The sequence below is a fragment of the Actinoallomurus spadix genome, from assembly GCF_024055725.1.
GTDB classification, from domain to species: domain Bacteria; phylum Actinomycetota; class Actinomycetes; order Streptosporangiales; family Streptosporangiaceae; genus Actinoallomurus; species Actinoallomurus spadix.
This window is the reverse complement of sequence record NZ_JAMXMX010000005.1, coordinates 219,400-236,845: the sequence shown is the minus strand read 5'-3', so window position 1 is coordinate 236,845 and position 17,446 is coordinate 219,400. Positions and strand designations below refer to the sequence as shown.

The following is a 17,446-nucleotide window of genomic DNA, read 5'->3' as shown; positions in this document are numbered from 1 at the left end:
CCCGCGCGAACGCGGGCCCGTATGAGGCGTGCGGCCCCAGTGCCGATACGAGGCGTGCCGTCCTCACACCCGGCGGCGCAGCGCGCGGACCGCGAGGGGCGCGAAGACGACCGCGATGGCCGCCGCCCACAGCAGCGACTTCAGGACCGGTGATGCGATGGCGCCGCCGTTGATGAGACCGCGGGTGGCGTCGGCGAGATGCGTCACCGGGTTGATCTTCACCCACGCCTGCAGCCAGCCAGGCATCGTGTCGACCCGCGCGAACGCGCTGCTCGTGAAGCTGAGCGGGAAGACCGTCGTGAACCCGAAGATCATCACCTTGTCCGGCTCGCTCACCAGGACGCCGATCAGCACCGCGATCCAGGAGAAGGCCAGCGCGAACACCAGGAGCAGCAGGAACGCCAGGACGAGGTGGACGACATCGGTCTTGACGCGGAAACCGATGATCATGCCCACGGCGAGCAGGATCGCCATCGACCAGGCCTGCTTGACGGTGTCCGCGACGATCCGGCCCGCCAGCGGCGACATCCGCCCGATGGGCAGGCTGCGCAGCCGGTCGAACACCCCCTTGGTCAGGTCGGTGTTCAGCAGGAAGCCGGTGTTCATGGTGGCGAACATGGCGTTCTGCGCGATGATCCCCGGCAACGCGAACTGCAGGTACTGCACCGGATGGCCACCGGCCATCTGGCCGCCGAAGACGTACGTGAACAGCAGCACGAACATGATCGGCTGGATGCTGAGGTCGATCAGCTCCATCGGGTTGTGCTTGATCTGCACCAGGCTGCGCCAGGCCAGCGTCGCGGTGTGCCGCAGGGTCGCGACGGGGCTGACGCGCCGGGACAGCGTACGGGGTGCGGTGACGGTGGAGGCGGTCACGCCCGGCTCCCTTCGGCGACGAGTTCGGGGAGGGTGTCCGTCGGCTCGGCGCGGTGGCCGGTGAGGGCGAGGAAGACCTCGTCCAGCGTCGACTTGCGCAGCGACAACTCGGCCACCAGGACGCCCGCGTCGTCGAGTCGGCGGACGATCGTCGGCAGCACGGCCGGGTCGGTCACCGGCGCGGTCACCAGGTCGCCCTCGACCTGCATCCCGTCACCGACCACGACGCTGACCAGGCCGGCGACCGTCTCCCGGTCCCGGTCGTCGACCGGTCGTACCTGGAGCACCTGCCCGCCGACCTGCGTCTTGAGCTCGTCAGGGGTGCCGTGCGCGATCACCTGGCCGCTGTCGATCACCGCGATCTCGTCCGCCAGCTGATCGGCCTCCTCGAGGTACTGCGTGGTCAGCAGCACCGTCACACCGTCGTCGACCAGGCCGCGGACGGTGTCCCAGAGGCCACCGCGCGCGTGCGGGTCCAGGCCGGTGGTCGGCTCGTCGAGGAACAGCACCGACGGCCGCCCGACCAGGCTGGCGGCCAGGTCGAGCCGGCGGCGCATGCCGCCGGAGTAGGTCTTGGCCGGGCGGTCGCGGGCGTCCCACAGCTCGAACCGCTCCAGCAGTTCGGCCGCGCGGGCCTTGGCCTCCGGCCGCGACAGGCCGAGCAGCCGGCCGATCATGACGAGATTCTCCGTGCCGGTCAGCATCTCGTCGACCGACGCGTACTGCCCGGTCAGCCCGATCAGCTGGCGGACCTGATGGGCCTCCCGTACGACGTCGTGGCCGTCGACGGTCGCCCGGCCCTCATCGGGGCGCAGCAGGGTGGCGAGGATGCGGACGGCGGTGGTCTTGCCCGCCCCGTTGGGGCCGAGCACACCGAGCACGGTCCCGGCGCGCGCCGTCAGGCTCACGCCGTCCAGGGCGACCGTCTCGCCGAACCGCTTCACCAGGCCCTCTGCCTGGATCGCGTAAGTCATGGGGGGTCTTCTTCCGTGAGGTCCATGTGCGTACGACCCTCACTGTCCTCGCCCCCCCTGACATCCCACGCACATCCGCCTGATAGCCCCTGACAGGCGTCTGAGAAGGCTCTCGTCAGCGCTTCCGCCGTCGGCGTCCAGGCGATCAGCTCGACGTAGACGGCTTTGCCCCGCGCCAGCACCTGCCGGCCGAGCCGGTAAGCGGGCGCGGATGACCGGCCGTCAGGCGCCTGACCAGCGCGGCGGATGGGCGTGATGACTGGTGTCCGCTGACTCGCACGGGCAAATAAGGCCTCCAGCCCCGGGGATGGTGTCAGCGGATCGTGTAGCCCCCGTCGACAAGAATGTCCGCACCGTTGATCATGTCCGAGCCGTCCGAGGCGAGGAACAGCGCCGTTGCGGCGATCTCCTCCGGGTACGCGAAGCGCCCGGTGGGGATCTGAGCCTTCAACGCATCGCCCTTCGGCCCCTCCCAGGCCTTCCGTCCGAGGTCGGTGAGGACGACGGTGGGGGAGATCGTGTTAACGGTCACTCCCCGGCCGGCCCATTCGGAGGCGAGCACTTTCGACAGGCCGACCACGCCGAACTTGGAGGCACAGTAGGCGGCGTGCTGGTCCAGGGCGACGCTGGCGGCCTGTGACGCCAGGTTAATGATCTTTCCCCTGCCGGCGAGCAGCATGTGCCGCCCGACCGCCTGGCTCATGAGGAAGGTGCCCTTCAGGTTGATACTGATCGTCCTGTCGAAGGCACTGCACTCCAAGTCCTCGGCAGGGGCCAGGATCGCGACGCCGGCGCTGTTCACCAGAATGTCGATCCGGCCGAACCTCTCCAGGACGGCGGTGGCCGTTGCGCTGACCGTGCCGGGATCGGAAACGTCGCAGGCGAAGCCGGAGCTCCCGCGCCCGAGCTCACGTGCCTTCTCGTTCGCAGCCTCGCCGTTGATGTCGACGACGGCGACCTCGGCTCCTTTCAGCGCGTAGGCTTCGGCGATCGCCGCGCCGATCCCCGAGGCGCCGCCGGTCACCAGCGCGACCTTGCCGTCGAGCCCGAAGTTCAGGTCAAGGGCCTTCTCGGATGCCATGTCCTCTACTCCTTGTCGCCGATCGGATCGGCCTGCTTCGATCACGGTTCAGTGGTCAGGGGAACGGAAGAGCGCACCAGTTCCTCGCCCTTCCGCAGCGTCTCGGCCTCGTCGGCCTGGCCGTGACACGACTCGTAGGACGTGAGCACCCGGACCTTGGCCGCGGAGCTGGAGTTCTCGTCGAAGCGGTAGCCGAGCCACTCGCTCGCAAGGCGCCGGGCCAGCCCCAAGCCAACGACGCGCTGCCCGAAGCACAGGATTTGGGCATTGTTGCTCAGTACGGAGCGCTCGACGGAGAAACTGTCATGCGCCGTCACCGCTCGGATACCGGGTACCTTATTGGCGCTGATCGCGACCCCCAATCCGGTACCGCACACCAGAAGCGCGCGATCGGCTTCACCCGCGGCGACCATTCGTGCCGCCGCGATGGCGATGTGCGGATACGGTGTCGTGTCCTCGGTTTGGACTCCGATGTCGATCACCTCGCCGACCCTGTCGTCATTCTCCAGGTCGATCTTCAGGGCGTTCTTGTGCTCCAGTCCGGCATCATCACAACCGATAACGATTCGCCACTTATCAGGCATGGCGCCTTCCCTTTTCGTGTTCTGCCGCGGAGGTGTGGAGCTCAGCGGCCGTACTTCAGCACGTCGGCGACGGCATGGGCGCACAGGGCGAACGACGTCGCCCCCGCGTCGGGGGTGCCGATGCTCAGCTCGGCGAGAGGTCGTGCCCGACCCACGCGAGGTCGTAGGTCGGCCGTGGCCTGTGCCGCGGTCTCGCACACCCGGGTGGCCTCCAGCCAAGCCGCCGGCAGGCCTGTGCCCGAGCGGACGCATTCGACGAGAGTCTCGGTGAACGGCGCGAACGCGTCGACCATCGTCTTGTCCCCGAGCTGCGCCTTTCCCAGCCGCTGAAGCATCAGGAGACCGGTCTGCACGGCGTCCGCGACGTCCGAGGCAGAGGGCGCCTCACCGTCATCACCGAGGCGTTCGCCGATGCCACGCAGTATGGCGCCCCAGAGAACTCCGGACGTACCACCCGCCTTTCCGGCCCACGCGTCCCCCGCGGCCTCCAGAACCGACTGGGCACCGCTACCGGCGTTGAGCGCGTCGCGCGCCGCGGCGACCGCCGCGGAGGTGCCCTTGACCATCCCGCGTCCGTGGTCGCCGTCGCCGGCGACCGCGTCGATCCGCCCCAGCTCGTCCTCCGCCTGGGCCATGGCCGACGCCATGGCATCGAGCGCCGAAACGATGGTGCGCGCGCAGGCATGGGATTCTTCCGATCCGGGGCGGATCACGGTCGTCGTCGACTCGTCGGACGTCGTGGTACGCCGGGCAGAAGCCGCGCTCGCGACATCCACGCGGCCCTTGCGGTACGCGGGCGTGTCCGCCGGCGCCAGCCACAGCCGCTCCAGCTCATCATCGAGAAAGACCAGTGTCAGAGAACATCCGGCCATATCCAGGCTCGTGACGAGCTCACCCACCTCGGGAGCGACGATCTCAAGGCCTTGATCCGCCAGGAGCCCGGCCACGCTCCGCCAGACGACGAAGAGCTCTTCGTACTTCGTCGTCCCGAGCCCGTTGAGCAGTGCCGTCACCCTGTTACCGGATCCGGCAGGCTTCTCCGCCAGAACGCCGGACACCAGTCGCTGCGCCAGATCGGCGGCCCGCGGCAACGCGTCTTCGCCGACGCCGGGTTCGCCGTGGATACCCAGGCCGACCCCCATCCGCCCAGGGGGAACGGTGAAGAGCGGTGCGTCTGCCCCGGGCATCGTGCAACCGGCGAACGCAACCCCCAGGGTGCGGGTCCGGTCGTTGGCGTGACGTGCGACCCGTTCGACTGAGTCGAGGTCATAACCCTCTTCGGCGGCGGCACCTGCGACTTTGAACACGACGAAGTCACCGGCGATTCCACGACGCTTGTGCATCTCCGACGTCGGCGCGCTGGCGACGTCGTCGGTGACGAAAACGACCCGGGTGTCGATCCCTTCATTGATCAACCGCTCCTGGGCGAGCGTGAAGTTCATGACGTCCCCGGCGTAGTTGCCCGTGGAGAAAAGCAGACCGGCGGTACCAACGGCCGCCTTGCCCACGGAGTACGCGTCCTGGGCAGAGGGTGAGGTGAAGATGTTCCCGACGACGGCACCGTCGGCGAACCCCTGTCCGACCACGCCGCAGAAGGCGGGATAGTGCCCCGAACCACCCCCGACGACGACGGCGACCTTTCCTGGACGTGTCTCGGTGTTGCGAACGACTCCGCCCGGTACGCCGGTGACACTGTCCCGGTGCACGTCCAGAAAGCCCGCGAGCATGTCGTCGGTGAAGGTGTGTGGGTCGTTATATAGACGCGTCATGATCAGTCCTTGTGTCGAGCGTGGCCCCTCCTCCCGCGGTCGTCCGAGACAGGTTCCGAGGGGGCTGGTCTCCCGGTCAGCGCTGCGGATTGATGATGGACTTGACGGCGCGGGGGTCACGCACCCCGGCGAGCAGGGCGGTCTCGGAGTCCGCCAAGGTGAAATGGCCGGTGACGAGGGCATCAACGTCGACCGCTCCCGCGGCCGCGAGCGCGATGGCCGTGGGCCAGGTGTTCGCGTACCGGAATGTTCCCGTGACCTCGATCTCCCGACTCTGCAGGTAGCCCAGCGGCAATGGCAGCTCATCGCCGCCCATTCCTACGAGCACCGCGCGACCGGCCGGGCCGACGGTCCGCAGCGCGTCGGCCGTGGCGCCCGGGTGACCGGAACACTCCAGAAGCACGGTCGGTTCGAATCCCGCGTCACTCAGCGGCGTCTCCGCGACGTTGAGGGTCATGGTCGCGCCCAGATCCTCGGCGAGCTTGAGACGGTGGGGGTTGATGTCGGCGACGACGACTTCGGTGGCACCGAAGGCACGGGCGCACTGCGTCGCGACCAGTCCGATCGGCCCGGCTCCCGTGATCAGGACCCGGCTGCCGGCGGTCACGTGTCCCTTGCGACTCGCCCAGACGCCCACGGACAGGGGCTCGAGCAGCGCAGCCGCGTCGTCCGACATCGAGTCCGGCACCGGATGGGCGAATGCCTCGTGCACGGTGACGAACTCCGCGAGAGATCCGTCGAACGGTGGTGTCGCGAAGAATTTCATGCTGGGGCACAGGTTGTATCGCCCAGCGAGGCACTCAGGGCAGGTGAGGTCGGGAACGCCCGGCTCGACGGAGACACGCTGGCCGATCCGGGAGGCATCCACACCGGGGCCCACGCCGACGATGACGCCTCCGGACTCGTGGCCGAGAACCATGGGCCGCTCAACGACGAAATCTCCGATGCGACCGTGCTGGTAGTAATGGACGTCGGATCCGCAGACGCCCACCGCGTTGATCTGTACCAGGACCTCGCCGGGTCCGGCCACCGGCACAGGGCGCTCTTCGATCGCCAGGTCCTCGATCCCACGAAGGACCGCTGCCTGCATTGTGGTCATGAGGGTCTTCTCCTTGGCTGCGCGACACTCGGGGTCGTGTCGTGTGAGGCCGGCCGTGCTGAGGACGGCCTCACACGACTGCTGATCCGGTCAGCTCTTCTCGTTGGCGATGTCCCCGGACTTGAGGTTCGCCTCGATGAGCGCCGGGAGGGTGGCCAGGAAGGCGTCCTTCTTGGTGACGACGTGTTCCATGTAGGTGTCCACGTTGGCCGGAGTGATCTCGGGCATCAGGTAGACGGGGTTCTTGTTGACGTTCTCACCACGTGCGATCTTGGCGGCCACGGCAAGGCCCGTGGCCAGCTCGACGGTCCCGTGCTGGAGGTTGGTGCCGATGAAGTCTCCGCTCTTGACGGCGTTGAGGCCGTCCTGGATGCCATCGACCCCGACGATCGGGAGCTTGACGTTGGCCTCACGGGTGGCCTGAAGAGCCCCGAGACCCATGTCGTCGTTCTCGGCGACGATGCCGTTGATCTTTCCGCCGAAGCTCGAGAGCCAGTTCTTCATCTTGTTGACGGCCTCGTCGCGCTTCCAGTTGGCCGTGTCCTTGGCGAGGATCTTCATGTTGGGGTACTTGGCCAGGACGTTCTGGATTCCCTTGGTGCGGTCCAGCTCACCCGACTGGCCCAAGGGGCCCTGAAGAACGACGATGTTTCCCTTGCCGCCGAGCTTGTCGGCCATCATCTGCATCTCTTGTTCGCCGGCCTTGACGTCGTTGGGCAGGACGGTGCCGGCCAGGTCGGAGCTGTTGAGACCGGCGTTGACGGCGAGGAAGGGGATCTTCTTCTTCTTGGCCGTTGCCACCTGGGGGGCGAGGGAATCGGCTTGAACCGGAACGACCACGATCGCGTCAACGCCCGCATTGATGTACTGGTCGACCTGGTTGGCCTGCGTGCTGACGTCGAGGTTGGCGGAGTTCCACAGAACGTCGATGTTGTTGGCCTTGGCGTAGGCGTCGATGCCTGCCTTGCCCGCGGTGATGAAGGAGGACATGTCATAGACGCTGACGCCAATGCGGATCTTGCCTCCGCCCTTGCCTTCGCCGCCGGCGTTCTTGTTGGGGTCTCCCGCACCGCACGCGGTGGCGGTCAGGAGCGCAGTGCCTGCCGCAGCCAGGGCCAGAGCACGACCAATCTTGTTGCGCATCGAAACTCCATTGATGGGTGAGACTGCTCAGTGGGTTGTTCGGAAGTGGTCGGGAAAGGACCGGGTCGCTACCCCGTCCTGATCGAATTCAGGGGTCTCAGATCCGCCGTTTGGTGGACCAGACGTCGACGGCGACGGCGACGACTATCAACGCCCCCTTGATGACGCTCTGCCAGTAGGCGGGCACCACGAGGATGTCCAGTCCGTTGTTGAGGGTCTGAATGAGGAAGAGTCCGAGCGCCGTGCCCCAGATACTGCCTCGGCCACCCATAAGGCTCGCCCCGCCGATGACGACAGCGGCGATGGCGTCCAGCTCGTATCCCTGACCGAGGTTGGGCGGGCCGGAGATGACCCGCGAGGCCAGCATCACGCCGGAAAGCCCGGCGAGCAGGCCGCTGATGGCGTAGACGCTGAAAAGGATTCGGGTGGTCTTGACACCGGCGATCTGGGCGGCGACTGAGTTTCCGCCCACCGCGTAGATCCGCATGCCATAGGACGTGCGCTTCATTATCAGAGCCAGTGCGAGGATACCGATGATCATGATGATCACTGGGATCTGCAGGCCGAAGATCTCGTTGTTCGCGATTTTGCCGAAAGTGGCGGGGAGTCCGTTGATCGGCGCACCGTGTCCCACGACGTAGGCCAGTCCGGAGGCGGTGGTCAACATGCCGAGGGTGGCGATGAACGGTGGCACGTTGACCTTGGAGACCAGGAAGCCGTTGACCGCCCCCGCCGCGAGCCCGACGAACACGGCGACCAGGACGGACAGCCACAGCCGCTCAGGGTGGCCTTTGACGGTCGCGGCCGATGCCATCGCGCTGAGGGCGATGACACTCCCCACCGAGAGGTCGATTCCGCCGGTGAGGATGACCAGTGTCTGGCCCAATGCGATGAGGGCGAAGGGGGCCGCGGCGATGGCGATCGTCTGAACGTTGTCGAAGGTGGCGAATCGCGCGCTTCGATAGCTGAAGTAGGCGATGATCAGCAGCATCACCACTACCATGGAGTGGCGGATCAGCTGGTCGCGGATCCACGGTCCCGAGGGTCGCCAGGCCACGATCTGCTCGGCCGCCCTGCCCGGCGCCGTGCGCTCCGGAGCTGACTGTCGCGTGGTCATCGGCCGTTCTCCTTGGTGTCGGTCGGAGGCTGCGGGCGGCCCGAAGCAGAGCCGGGCTCCAGGCCTGCAGCGAGTCGGAAGATGGTGTCTTGAACGTCGGGTGAGGACAGGTCCTCGCGATTCAGTTCGCCGGCGACGGCACCTTCGCGCATGACGAGCGCACGATGGGCGAGGCTGAGAATTTCGGGCATGTCGGACGAGGCCATGACCACGGCCATCCCGGAGGCCGCGAGTTCGGTGATGATGCGGTAGATCTCGCTGCGAGCACCGACATCGACGCCGCGGGTGGGTTCGTCGAGAAGGAGTATGTTCACCGCGTCCGTCAACCAGCGTGCCAGGACCACCTTCTGCTGGTTGCCGCCGGAGAGCGTTCCGACCTGCTGCGACAGCCCCCGGCTCCGCAGCTTGACCGACTCCATCGCCTTGCCGACCGTTCGTGCACGTTCGCGTTGCCGCAACCATCCGGCCAGGGTGAAGCTCGAGAGCCGGGGCAGCGAGCCGTTGTCCAGCACGCTCATGGACAGCACGGCGCCGGATCCCTTGCGATCCTCTGGAACAAGGGCCATCCCATGACCGATCGAGTCGGCCGGGGAATTGCGCTTGGTGGCTTTTCCGGCGACGGTGATGGTGCCCGCGAGGCTCTTGCGGATGCCGAATATCGCTTCAAGGAGTTCTGTCCGACCCGCTCCCACGAGCCCGGCCAGGCCCAAGATCTCGCCGCGGCGGACCGTCAGCTCCACGGGCTGCTCATAGCCGTGAACGTGGAGCCCGCTGACCTGCAGGGCGACCTCGTCACCGGGCGGGTGAAGCACGGGGAAGAGATCCTCGAGCTCACGGCCGATCATCGCATGGACGATGTCGTCATCGCTGATGTCGGCGAGCGGCCGGTCCGTGACCAGCCGCCCGTCGCGCAGCACGACCACCCGGTCGGCGAGGGCGCGGATCTCTTCCATCTTGTGGGTGGTGTAGAGCATGGCGACGCCCTGCTCGCGGAGTTTGCCGACCACGGTGTACAGCCGTTCGACCTCGCGGTCGGAGATGGCGGAGCTCGGCTCGTCCAACAGCAGGACTTTTGCCCCGCCGCTGGTGCTCTTGGCGATCTCGACCAGTTGACGGAGTCCGACCGGCAGCATCCGCATCGTCGCCTGCGGATCGATCTCGACCTCGAAGACGTCGAGAATCTCGCGCGCCTTGCGTGCCATCGCGCGCCGGTCGAGAAGGCCGGCTCGACTGCGCAGCTCACGGCCGATGAAGAGGTTCTCGTAGACCTTCATGTCCATGATGGGCGCGAGTTCCTGGGGAATGATCGCAACACCCTGCCGGTGCGCTGCCCGGGGATCGGCCTGTGAGAGCGGCTCGCCAGCGATCAGGACCTGACCGTGGTCGGGTTTCACCTGGCCAGAGGCGATTTTCATCATCGTCGACTTGCCTGCGCCGTTCTCTCCTGCCAGCGCGGTCACGGAGCCGGCTTCGAGAGTGAGGGAGACGCCCTTCAGTACGGGCACGCCGCCGAAGGACTTGGCGAGGTCCCGACACTCCAAAGCAACATCTGCCACGACTGATCTCCAGACCCGGGCCTAGCGGCTCGGTGTGCGATATGTCCTGCTCCAAGGCCGGTGGCTTTGTGCGTGCGCAGCTCTGGACACGCGAAGCCAGGAGGTGAGAGTCGACGAGAAGACACCGGATCGGGAGACTCCTCGACGGCGCGCTCCGGTGGGCCGACCAGCACCCTCCGGGTCACCGAACCAGACCTCGTACCTGTTTGTTCGTGTGAACTTCACATGAACAAACATTCCCACGTCAAGGGTTCGTGACCTATTCGTTACATATCTCTTCGGTCGTGCGCGGGTGAGATCATGGCGACGTTGGCCTGGTCACCTGCTCAATGGGGGTGCTCGGGCTAGGGTGGCGGCCTGTCCCGGCATGTCTCGGTTTGGTTAAGGGAGTGTCCAGCCGAGATCGATTGTGTGATATTTGACAGGCTAAGACAGTGAACGGAGGCGTATGGTTGTCAGGAGCACCGTGGATCTAGAAAGCAGGCGGCAGGCGCTGGCCGACCTGTTGTCGTCCAACGGCAGTATGCGCATCGAGGATCTGGCCGCCCGTTTCGAGGTCAGTACCATGACGATCCGCCGGGATCTCCAGGCGCTGGAGGATGAGGGCCTGGTTCGCCGCGTTCGCGGCGGCGCGGTCAGCGGAGCGCAGCCGTTCGAGGCGCGCGAGCACCGGGCTGGACGGGCGAAGGAGCAGATCGCGCGCAAGCTGTCTGCTCTGGTGCCCTCCGGGGGGGTGGGGATCTGCATGGACGCCTCATCGACCCTCTGTGTCCTCGCCGGAGCGATGCCGGCAGCCGAAAACCTGTCGGTGGTCACCGACGGTATTGAGACGTTCCTTACGCTGAGTCGCGACCCGCGGATGCATGCCTACCTGACGGGCGGTCAGAAGGACCCGAACGCCGGTAGCCTCATCGGCCCGGTCGCCTCGTTCGCCCTGAGGCAGTTCTCATTCGCCCGAGCCTTCCTGTCCGCTGCGGCGGTCGATCCCCACTTCGGCACCAGCGAGTTCAGCGCTGAAGAATGCGAGATCAAAAGGCTCATGGCCGAGCTATCGGACCACGTCGTGATGGCTGTGGACTCACAAAAGCTTGGGACGGGGGCGGCCGCTCGCTGCCTACCGTGGGACAGCATCGACCTGCTGGTGACCGAACTCGACGTCATGGACGCGAGGCTTGACCCCTATCGAGACCACGTGGAACTCCTCTGACCGGCGTCCCGCTCGCTCGCGATCGTGAGGGACGCGGGCTCACCGGCCACCGGATCTAAGCGGGCGAGACAGTGATCGCTGACGACTCAGCCGCCCAGGGGAGACCTGCGGGCGAGCACCTTGCGGTGGCTGATCCGCCAGCCGTCCTTCACGCGCACGATCACGTCCTCATAGGTCATGCTTCCGCTGGTGCCGTTCGCGTAGATGCCGATTCCCTTCGACCGTGCGTGCACGCGGTCGTCGGCCTGCCCATCGAGGACCACGTTCGTGAGGTGGTGGCCGACTGGATCGCGCTCGCCGACCTTACCCATGCCACTACGCCGACGCCCCGGGCGGCTTGAAGCGGGCGCGCATCAGCGTCTCGATCGCCGGGATCATCGCCCGCGGAGCGGGCGTACCCGGCAGTGCGCGGAGTGGCTCAACGTGAGCTACCGCCATCACCCGCCCATGTCGGTGACCTCCGTGGCGGAAGCCGTGGGCGAACGGTGCTTCCCGCCTGGTTACTCGGGGCGGCGGGCGCCGAACATGATCTCGTCCCAGGACGGAACCGAGGCGCGCTTGCTCCGCGCCCGCTTCCGCGCCGGTGGGCGCTTCTCCTGAGCGGGCGGTGCGGCGGGTTTCGCCGTGGCGGCCGCCGCCGGACGGTCGGCGACCTTCTCCGCCGGCTTGTCGGCGGGCTTCTGCGCGGCCGGCTTGGCGGCCGGCTTGGCCGGGGCGGGCTTCGGAGCCGGAGCCGGCTTCGGCGGAGCGGGTTTCGGCACGGCGGGCTTGGCCGCGGCGGGCGGTTCGGCGGCGCGCGGCTTGGGCGCGGCGGGACTCTGCGCGGCCGGCTTCGAGGCGGCGGGCCGGGGAGCCGGCGGCTCGGCCGCGGCGGACTCCCGCTCGGTACGATCCGGCTGCTCGGGTCGCTTCGGCTCCTCCAGCCGCGTCGACGCGGCCGGTTCCGATTCGGCAGATTCGGCCGACTCGACCGACTCGGCCGCTGCCGGCTCGGCCGGGGGCTGTGCGGCAGGGGCCTGCTCCGCGGCGGGCGGGGCGGCAGGCTCGGGCTTCGCGGGCTCGGGGGCGGGAGCCGGGCGCTCGGCGGCCGGGGCGGGCCTCGGGACGGACAGTTCCTGCGGCCTGGCAACGACCTCCGGGCGGGCCTCACGGGGACGCGGGGCGAGCGCGGCCGGCTCGTCGGTGGCCGGCTTGGGGATGTCCCGGACGGCCGGCGGCTCGGCCGGCGGCTCTTCGCGCAGGTCCGGCATGGGAACCGGAGCGGGCGGGGGCGGCGGAGCCTGGCCGCGCGGCTCGTCGCGGACGGGGTCACCGACGACCTTCATGGCGCGGCGCGGCAGGAACGGGGTGACCGTGTCGTCGGAGGACTCCTCGACGTCGAGCGAGGACAGGCGCGCGGCCTCGTCGTTCACGGCCGAGAGGTGGCGGCGGCGCGGGTCGTAGGACCACTCCGCCGAGTAGGGACGGCCGTCGTAGTAGAAGGCGAGGCTGACCCGCCAGGTGGAGTCCTCGCACTTGCGGGAGTCCCACTCGACCTCTTCGAGGTCGATGCCGCGCCGGCCGAGGCGCTCCTCGACGATCTCGCCGAGGGCCGGGGCGGGCGAGGGCTCTCCGGGGCGGCGGATGGGCACGCGCTGCGCCTGCTGCGCCATGTACTCGCGCTCCTGGAGAACCGGTCCCTCGAACCAGCGGACGCGCTCTACTGGGATGCCGGCCGTCTCGGCGATCTCCTCCGCGGTCTCTCCAGCGCGGATGCGAGCCTGGATCTCCTTGGGACGCAAGGGACTCTCCACTTCGATCTCGTACTGGCCGAGGCGGGAGAAATGTCCACGGACCACAGCGCGCAGCCGATCATCGATAGGCAGCGTGAACCGGGTGCCCCGTCCCGCGGTGGCGAGGACGAGGTACGACCCGTCCTCGCTGACCGCGACGAGGCGCAGCTCCTGCATGCGTGTCCTTTCGTGCCCTGTCCGACGCGGCTCGGGGCGCATGCGTGCCCTTCCCCAGGTCCTACCAGTCTCGCGTCAGGACGCACCTGCCCGCCAGCACCGTACCCGGCATGTCCGAACATCGCCGCCCTCGCGACGTGATCCTTGTCAAGTTCCCGCAGTGTCGCCCCAGCTTGCCTGCTGGAAAGCCGCGGGGGCGTGGGGCTTAACGATTCTTGTGGATCCTTTGCCGCGTGATGCCGTCCCTCTTGCGTGGCTCACGCGGTCGCTGATCGGAGGAGGCGGCCGGGGGATCGGTGGATGCTGATGGTTCAGGAGGTCTGCGCGGTTACCGGTCGGAACGGAGTCGAGGAGCACGCCGCGCGAGCGGGATGCGACACCAGGGAGTCTACGGCCTTCACGCGCCGAGGACCTGGGTCAGGTAGCGATTGGCGAAGCGGCGTTCGGGGTCGAGCCGGTCGCGGAGCGCGAGGAAGTCGCCGAACCGGGGATACGCCCCTTCCAGGTACGACGCGTCGTGCGTGTGCAGCTTCCCCCAGTGCGGACGGCCGCCGAGCGGCGTGAGGATCTCCTCCACGCCGCGGAAGTACTCCTCGTGCGGGGCGGCGTGGTACACCTGGATCGAGATGAAGGCGCTGTCCCGCCCGTACGCCATGGACAGCCAGGCGTCCTCCGGCGGCAGCAGGCGTACCTCGATGGGGAAGGAGATCCGCCAGCTCCGGCGTTCGATGAGCGCCCGGACCTCGCGCAGCGCGCCGGCCAGCTCCTCGCGCGGGATCGCGTACTCCTGCTCCTTGAAGCGGACCCGGCGCGGGCTGGTGAAGACCTTGTACGACACGTCGGTGTACGTCCGGGCGCCGAGGGCCCGGGTGGACACGCCGTTGATCGTGGGGATGGTGGCGGGGAGGCGGTGCGCGACGCGGTTGGCGACCTCGAACACCGAGTTGGACAGGAACTCGTCGTCCAGCCAGTGTCGGAACCGCCCGAGCGGCTCGGCGGGGCCGGGCACCCGGTTGTTGCGCTTGGTCAGGCAGCCGTCGGTGTGCGGGAACCAGTAGAACTCGAAGTGCTCGTTGCCGACGGCGAACTCCTCGAGACGCCCCAAGACCTCGTCCCACCGCATCGGTGCCTCCCGCGCCTGAAGCAGGAACGCCGGTACCGTCTGCCAGGTGATCGCGGTGACGATCCCGAGCGCGCCGAGGCCGGCGCGCGCGGCGTCGAACAGCTCGGGCCGCTCCTCGCGGGAGCAGGTCACCAGGCTGCCGTCGGCGAGGACGAGTTCGAGCCCGGCGATCTGGGATACCAGGCCCGCGGCGTCGCGGCCGGTCCCGTGGGTGGCGGTCTGCGTCGCCCCGGCCAAGGTCTGCTCCTGGATGTCCCCCATGTTGGCGAGCGCGAGGCCGTGCGCGGCGAGCTGCTCGTTGAGCACCTTGAGCGGCATTCCCGCCTCGGCGGTGACGAGGCCGGTGGCGGTGTCGACCGACCGCAGCTCCGTGAGGCCCTCCGGCCGCAGCAGCAGGCCCTCGGTCGCGGCGGCGTCGGTGAACGAGTGCCCGGTGCCGGTCATCCGGACGGTGAGACCGGCGCCGGCGGCGGCCTCGACGGCGGTGACGACGTCCGCGGCCGACCGGGGCGTGACCACGCGGCGGGGCGTGGCTCGCTGGTTACCGGCCCAGTTTCGCCAGGTCTGAGGTGTTACGGGGGGCATAAGACGAGATTTACTCACGTTTCGCCGGGGTCCGGCAAGAGCGGCGACATGATTCTCATCCGCCGGCCCGCGCCTGTCGATCTTCTCCGAGTGATGGGTAACCACCGTCCGGGTCCAACCGTTAAGAGTAGCGATGAGACGTTTCATGCGCAGAGGACTCCCGGCCGCGGTGGCGGCCATCGCGCTGGCCGCCACCGCCACCGCCGCCGGCGGCGCGGTGTACGTCGTGACCGCCGCGCCCAGGACGCCGGCGCCGGAGGACGACGGCACGGCGGCCCCGGGGCACGGCGCGAAGGACGGGCCCGTCACCACGATCGTGCCGAGCACCGAGCAGCCCGCCGCGCTGAAGCGGGTCGTCGACCCGGACTTCCTCGTCGTCGCCGACGATCCCGTCACCGCGGCGAAGCTGCGCAAGGTCCGCCGGGTCGAACGCGTACGAGACGTGATCACCGCCGACGCCGGGGCGGTACAGCTGCAGGGCGGCCGGGTGAACATGTTCGCCGTCGACCCGTCGGCGTTCCGTGCCTGGACCCCGCCGGGCACCGCGAAGGACGACGGGCTCTGGAACGCCCTCGCCCAGGGCCGGTTCGTCGTCACCGACCAGGTCCAGCAGCAGTTCGGGCTCCGCGAGTCGATGCAGTACCCGGTGACCGGCCGCACGCAGCTGTTCGTCACCATGGGCGGCTCCGGCCCACTCGGGCTGCCCGGCATCAACGTGCTGGTCGGACGCGAGACGGGCGACAGGATCGGGCTGATCCACGACCTCGCCCTCCTCGTCAACGCGCCCGGCGCCGACCTCACGAGGCTCGGCTCGCGGCTGCGCAAGCTCGTCGGCGCGCACAGCCAGGTCATCGACCTGCACCAGTCCGCGACGCCGCAGAAGGGACAGCAGCCCGCGCAGCGGCCTCGGACCTCGGCCGGACGCCCCGGCACGTACCTCGCGCTGTACCAGCAGTCGGCCCATCTGTGCCCCGGCCTGTCGTGGACCGTGCTCGCCGCGATCGGGCAGATCGAGAGCGACCACGGGCGCAACACCGGCCCGTCGAGCGCCGGCGCGCTGGGCCCGATGCAGTTCATGCCGGCCACCTGGCGCAGCTACGGCGTCGATGGCGACGGCGACGGCAAGGCCGACATCATGAACCCCTACGACGCCGTACCCGCGGCGGCCAAGTACCTCTGCGCCGGCGGCGCGGGGCGCGGCGGCGCCGCCCTGTCCCGGGCGATCTGGGCGTACAACCACTCGCAGGCGTACGTGAACAACGTCCTGTCCCTGTCCCAGGCGTACGCCCGGCGTTATTCGTAAGGGGCGTGCCGGGCGGCGTCGTACGGCTGGTTGGATGGTGGACATGCCGTACGACGCGCTGCTGTTGCTGTCCTTCGGTGGGCCGGAGAGGCCCGAGGACGTCATGCCGTTCCTGGAGAACGTCACGCGGGGCCGGGGAGTCCCGCGGGCCCGCCTCGAGAGCGTGGCCGAGCACTACCACCACTTCGGCGGCGCCAGCCCCATCAACCAGCAGTGCCGCGACCTCAAGGCCGCCATCGAGGCCGACTTCGCCGCGAACGGCGTCGACCTGCCGGTCTACTGGGGGAACCGGAACTGGCACCCGTTCCTCGCGGACACGCTGCGCCGGATGAAGGCCGACGGTGTACGCCGGGCGGCGGCGTTCGTGACCTCCGCCTACAGCGGCTACTCCTGCTGCCGGCAGTACCTCGAGGACATCGACCGGGCCCGCGCCGAGGTCGAGGACGCCCCTGAGGTGGACAAGCTCCGCATCTACTACAACCACCCAGGCTTCGTCGAGCCGGTGATCGAGAACACCCGGGCCGCCCTCGGCCGGCTGCCCGCCGACCTGCGCGACGACGCACGCCTGGTCTTCACCGCGCACAGCGTGCCGCTGGCCCAGCCAGGCCGCGAGGACTACGTCGCGGAGCTGAACGACATCTCCGCCCTCGTCGCGGAGACGCTGGGGGCGGGCCGTCCCTGGGACCTGGTGTACCAGAGCCGCAGCGGCCCGCCCAGCGTGCCGTGGCTGGAGCCGGACGTCCTCGACCACCTCACCGAGCTCCACGGCGAGGGCGTCCGCGCGGCGGTCATCGTGCCGGTCGGTTTCGTCTCCGACCACATGGAGGTCAAGTACGACCTGGACGTCGAGGCGGCCGAGCTCGCCGGCCGCCTGGGCCTGCGGATCGAGCGGGCGGCCACGCCGGGCACCCATCCCCGCTTCGTCGCGATGGTCCGTGAGCTGCTCCTCGAACGCGACGGCGCCGAACGCCCCGCGCTGGGCGGCCTCGGACCGCGCCCGGACCACTGCGCGGCGGGCCACTGCCGCCGCGCCGAAGAGGCCGTACGCGGCCGCACGAGCTGAAACAGCGAGGGGGGAAC

General features: G+C 68.7%; 15 protein-coding genes. 3 read left to right on the top strand and 12 right to left on the bottom strand.

Features of this window, described 5'->3' with window-relative positions; all coding sequences use genetic code 11:
- Positions 1–63 precede the first annotated feature (63 nt).
- The 9 genes from NE235_RS08900 to NE235_RS08860 all read right to left on the bottom strand — a co-directional run bounded on the left by NE235_RS08900 (position 64) and on the right by NE235_RS08860 (position 10,199).
- On the bottom strand, positions 64–876 hold the full coding sequence (locus NE235_RS08900; protein WP_252800582.1) for an ABC transporter permease: 813 nt from the start codon (positions 874–876) through the stop codon (positions 64–66).
- Positions 873–1,850, bottom strand: coding sequence for an ATP-binding cassette domain-containing protein (locus NE235_RS08895; RefSeq protein ID WP_252800580.1), 978 nt, complete (start codon positions 1,848–1,850; stop codon positions 873–875). The genes NE235_RS08900 and NE235_RS08895 overlap by 4 nt, the downstream gene beginning before the upstream one ends.
- A gap of 313 nt (positions 1,851–2,163) precedes the next feature.
- The gene (locus NE235_RS08890; protein WP_252800578.1) at positions 2,164–2,931 is read right to left on the bottom strand and encodes an SDR family oxidoreductase; all 768 of its coding nucleotides are present in this window, start codon (positions 2,929–2,931) and stop codon (positions 2,164–2,166) included.
- Positions 2,932–2,972: 41 nt separating this feature from the next.
- Entirely contained in the window at positions 2,973–3,515 is a 543-nt protein-coding gene (locus NE235_RS08885; RefSeq protein WP_252800576.1) for a ribose-5-phosphate isomerase, read from the bottom strand.
- Between the two features lie 41 nt (positions 3,516–3,556).
- Entirely contained in the window at positions 3,557–5,284 is a 1,728-nt protein-coding gene (locus NE235_RS08880; RefSeq protein WP_252800574.1) for a dihydroxyacetone kinase family protein, read from the bottom strand.
- 76 nt (positions 5,285–5,360) lie between these two features.
- The gene (locus NE235_RS08875; RefSeq protein WP_252800572.1) at positions 5,361–6,383 is read right to left on the bottom strand and encodes an NAD(P)-dependent alcohol dehydrogenase; all 1,023 of its coding nucleotides are present in this window, start codon (positions 6,381–6,383) and stop codon (positions 5,361–5,363) included.
- A 90-nt stretch (positions 6,384–6,473) separates the two neighbouring features.
- Positions 6,474–7,526 carry a substrate-binding domain-containing protein gene (locus NE235_RS08870; protein ID WP_252800570.1) on the bottom strand — a complete coding sequence of 351 codons (1,053 nt, stop codon included), beginning with the start codon at positions 7,524–7,526 and terminating at the stop codon, positions 6,474–6,476.
- 97 nt (positions 7,527–7,623) lie between these two features.
- On the bottom strand, positions 7,624–8,643 hold the full coding sequence (locus NE235_RS08865; RefSeq protein ID WP_252800568.1) for an ABC transporter permease: 1,020 nt from the start codon (positions 8,641–8,643) through the stop codon (positions 7,624–7,626).
- A complete protein-coding gene (locus tag NE235_RS08860; RefSeq protein ID WP_252800566.1) occupies positions 8,640–10,199 on the bottom strand; it encodes a sugar ABC transporter ATP-binding protein in 1,560 nt (519 codons plus the stop codon). The genes NE235_RS08865 and NE235_RS08860 overlap by 4 nt, the downstream gene beginning before the upstream one ends.
- A 466-nt stretch (positions 10,200–10,665) precedes the next feature.
- On the opposite strand from NE235_RS08860, the gene NE235_RS08855 reads away from it, so the two are divergent.
- Entirely contained in the window at positions 10,666–11,406 is a 741-nt protein-coding gene (locus NE235_RS08855) for a DeoR/GlpR family DNA-binding transcription regulator (RefSeq protein WP_252800564.1), read from the top strand.
- Positions 11,407–11,492: 86 nt separating this feature from the next.
- Here the strand turns inward: NE235_RS08855 and NE235_RS08850 are convergent, their stop codons facing one another.
- The 3 genes from NE235_RS08850 to NE235_RS08840 form a co-directional block, all read right to left on the bottom strand.
- A complete protein-coding gene (locus NE235_RS08850; protein WP_252800562.1) occupies positions 11,493–11,717 on the bottom strand; it encodes a nuclear transport factor 2 family protein in 225 nt (74 codons plus the stop codon).
- Between the two features lie 189 nt (positions 11,718–11,906).
- Entirely contained in the window at positions 11,907–13,355 is a 1,449-nt protein-coding gene (gene sepH, locus NE235_RS08845; protein ID WP_252800560.1) for a septation protein SepH, read from the bottom strand.
- A gap of 397 nt (positions 13,356–13,752) precedes the next feature.
- The gene (locus NE235_RS08840) at positions 13,753–15,063 is read right to left on the bottom strand and encodes a D-arabinono-1,4-lactone oxidase (protein ID WP_252800558.1); all 1,311 of its coding nucleotides are present in this window, start codon (positions 15,061–15,063) and stop codon (positions 13,753–13,755) included.
- A gap of 145 nt (positions 15,064–15,208) precedes the next feature.
- On the opposite strand from NE235_RS08840, the gene NE235_RS08835 reads away from it, so the two are divergent.
- Both NE235_RS08835 and NE235_RS08830 read left to right on the top strand, forming a co-directional pair.
- Positions 15,209–16,366 (top strand): lytic transglycosylase domain-containing protein, encoded by a 1,158-nt coding sequence (locus tag NE235_RS08835; protein ID WP_252800556.1) that lies wholly within the window; start codon positions 15,209–15,211, stop codon positions 16,364–16,366.
- Between the two features lie 34 nt (positions 16,367–16,400).
- Positions 16,401–17,429, top strand: coding sequence for a ferrochelatase (locus tag NE235_RS08830; protein ID WP_252800555.1), 1,029 nt, complete (start codon positions 16,401–16,403; stop codon positions 17,427–17,429).
- Positions 17,430–17,446 lie beyond the last annotated feature (17 nt).

Excerpts from the sequence above, each read along its gene's own strand:
- NE235_RS08895 (WP_252800580.1), bottom strand. The coding sequence starts at position 1,850 with ATGACTTACGCGATCCAGGCAGAGGGCCTGGTGAAGCGGTTCGGCGAG.
- NE235_RS08890 (WP_252800578.1), bottom strand. The coding sequence starts at position 2,931 with ATGGCATCCGAGAAGGCCCTTGACCTGAACTTCGGGCTCGACGGCAAG.
- NE235_RS08885 (WP_252800576.1), bottom strand. The coding sequence starts at position 3,515 with ATGCCTGATAAGTGGCGAATCGTTATCGGTTGTGATGATGCCGGACTG.
- NE235_RS08880 (WP_252800574.1), bottom strand. The coding sequence starts at position 5,284 with ATGACGCGTCTATATAACGACCCACACACCTTCACCGACGACATGCTC.
- NE235_RS08875 (WP_252800572.1), bottom strand. The coding sequence starts at position 6,383 with ATGACCACAATGCAGGCAGCGGTCCTTCGTGGGATCGAGGACCTGGCG.
- NE235_RS08870 (WP_252800570.1), bottom strand. The coding sequence starts at position 7,526 with ATGCGCAACAAGATTGGTCGTGCTCTGGCCCTGGCTGCGGCAGGCACT.
- NE235_RS08865 (WP_252800568.1), bottom strand. The coding sequence starts at position 8,643 with ATGACCACGCGACAGTCAGCTCCGGAGCGCACGGCGCCGGGCAGGGCG.
- NE235_RS08850 (WP_252800562.1), bottom strand. The coding sequence starts at position 11,717 with ATGGGTAAGGTCGGCGAGCGCGATCCAGTCGGCCACCACCTCACGAAC.
- sepH (WP_252800560.1), bottom strand. The coding sequence starts at position 13,355 with ATGCAGGAGCTGCGCCTCGTCGCGGTCAGCGAGGACGGGTCGTACCTC.
- NE235_RS08840 (WP_252800558.1), bottom strand. The coding sequence starts at position 15,063 with ATGCCCCCCGTAACACCTCAGACCTGGCGAAACTGGGCCGGTAACCAG.
- NE235_RS08835 (WP_252800556.1), top strand. The coding sequence starts at position 15,209 with ATGCGCAGAGGACTCCCGGCCGCGGTGGCGGCCATCGCGCTGGCCGCC.
- NE235_RS08830 (WP_252800555.1), top strand. The coding sequence starts at position 16,401 with ATGGTGGACATGCCGTACGACGCGCTGCTGTTGCTGTCCTTCGGTGGG.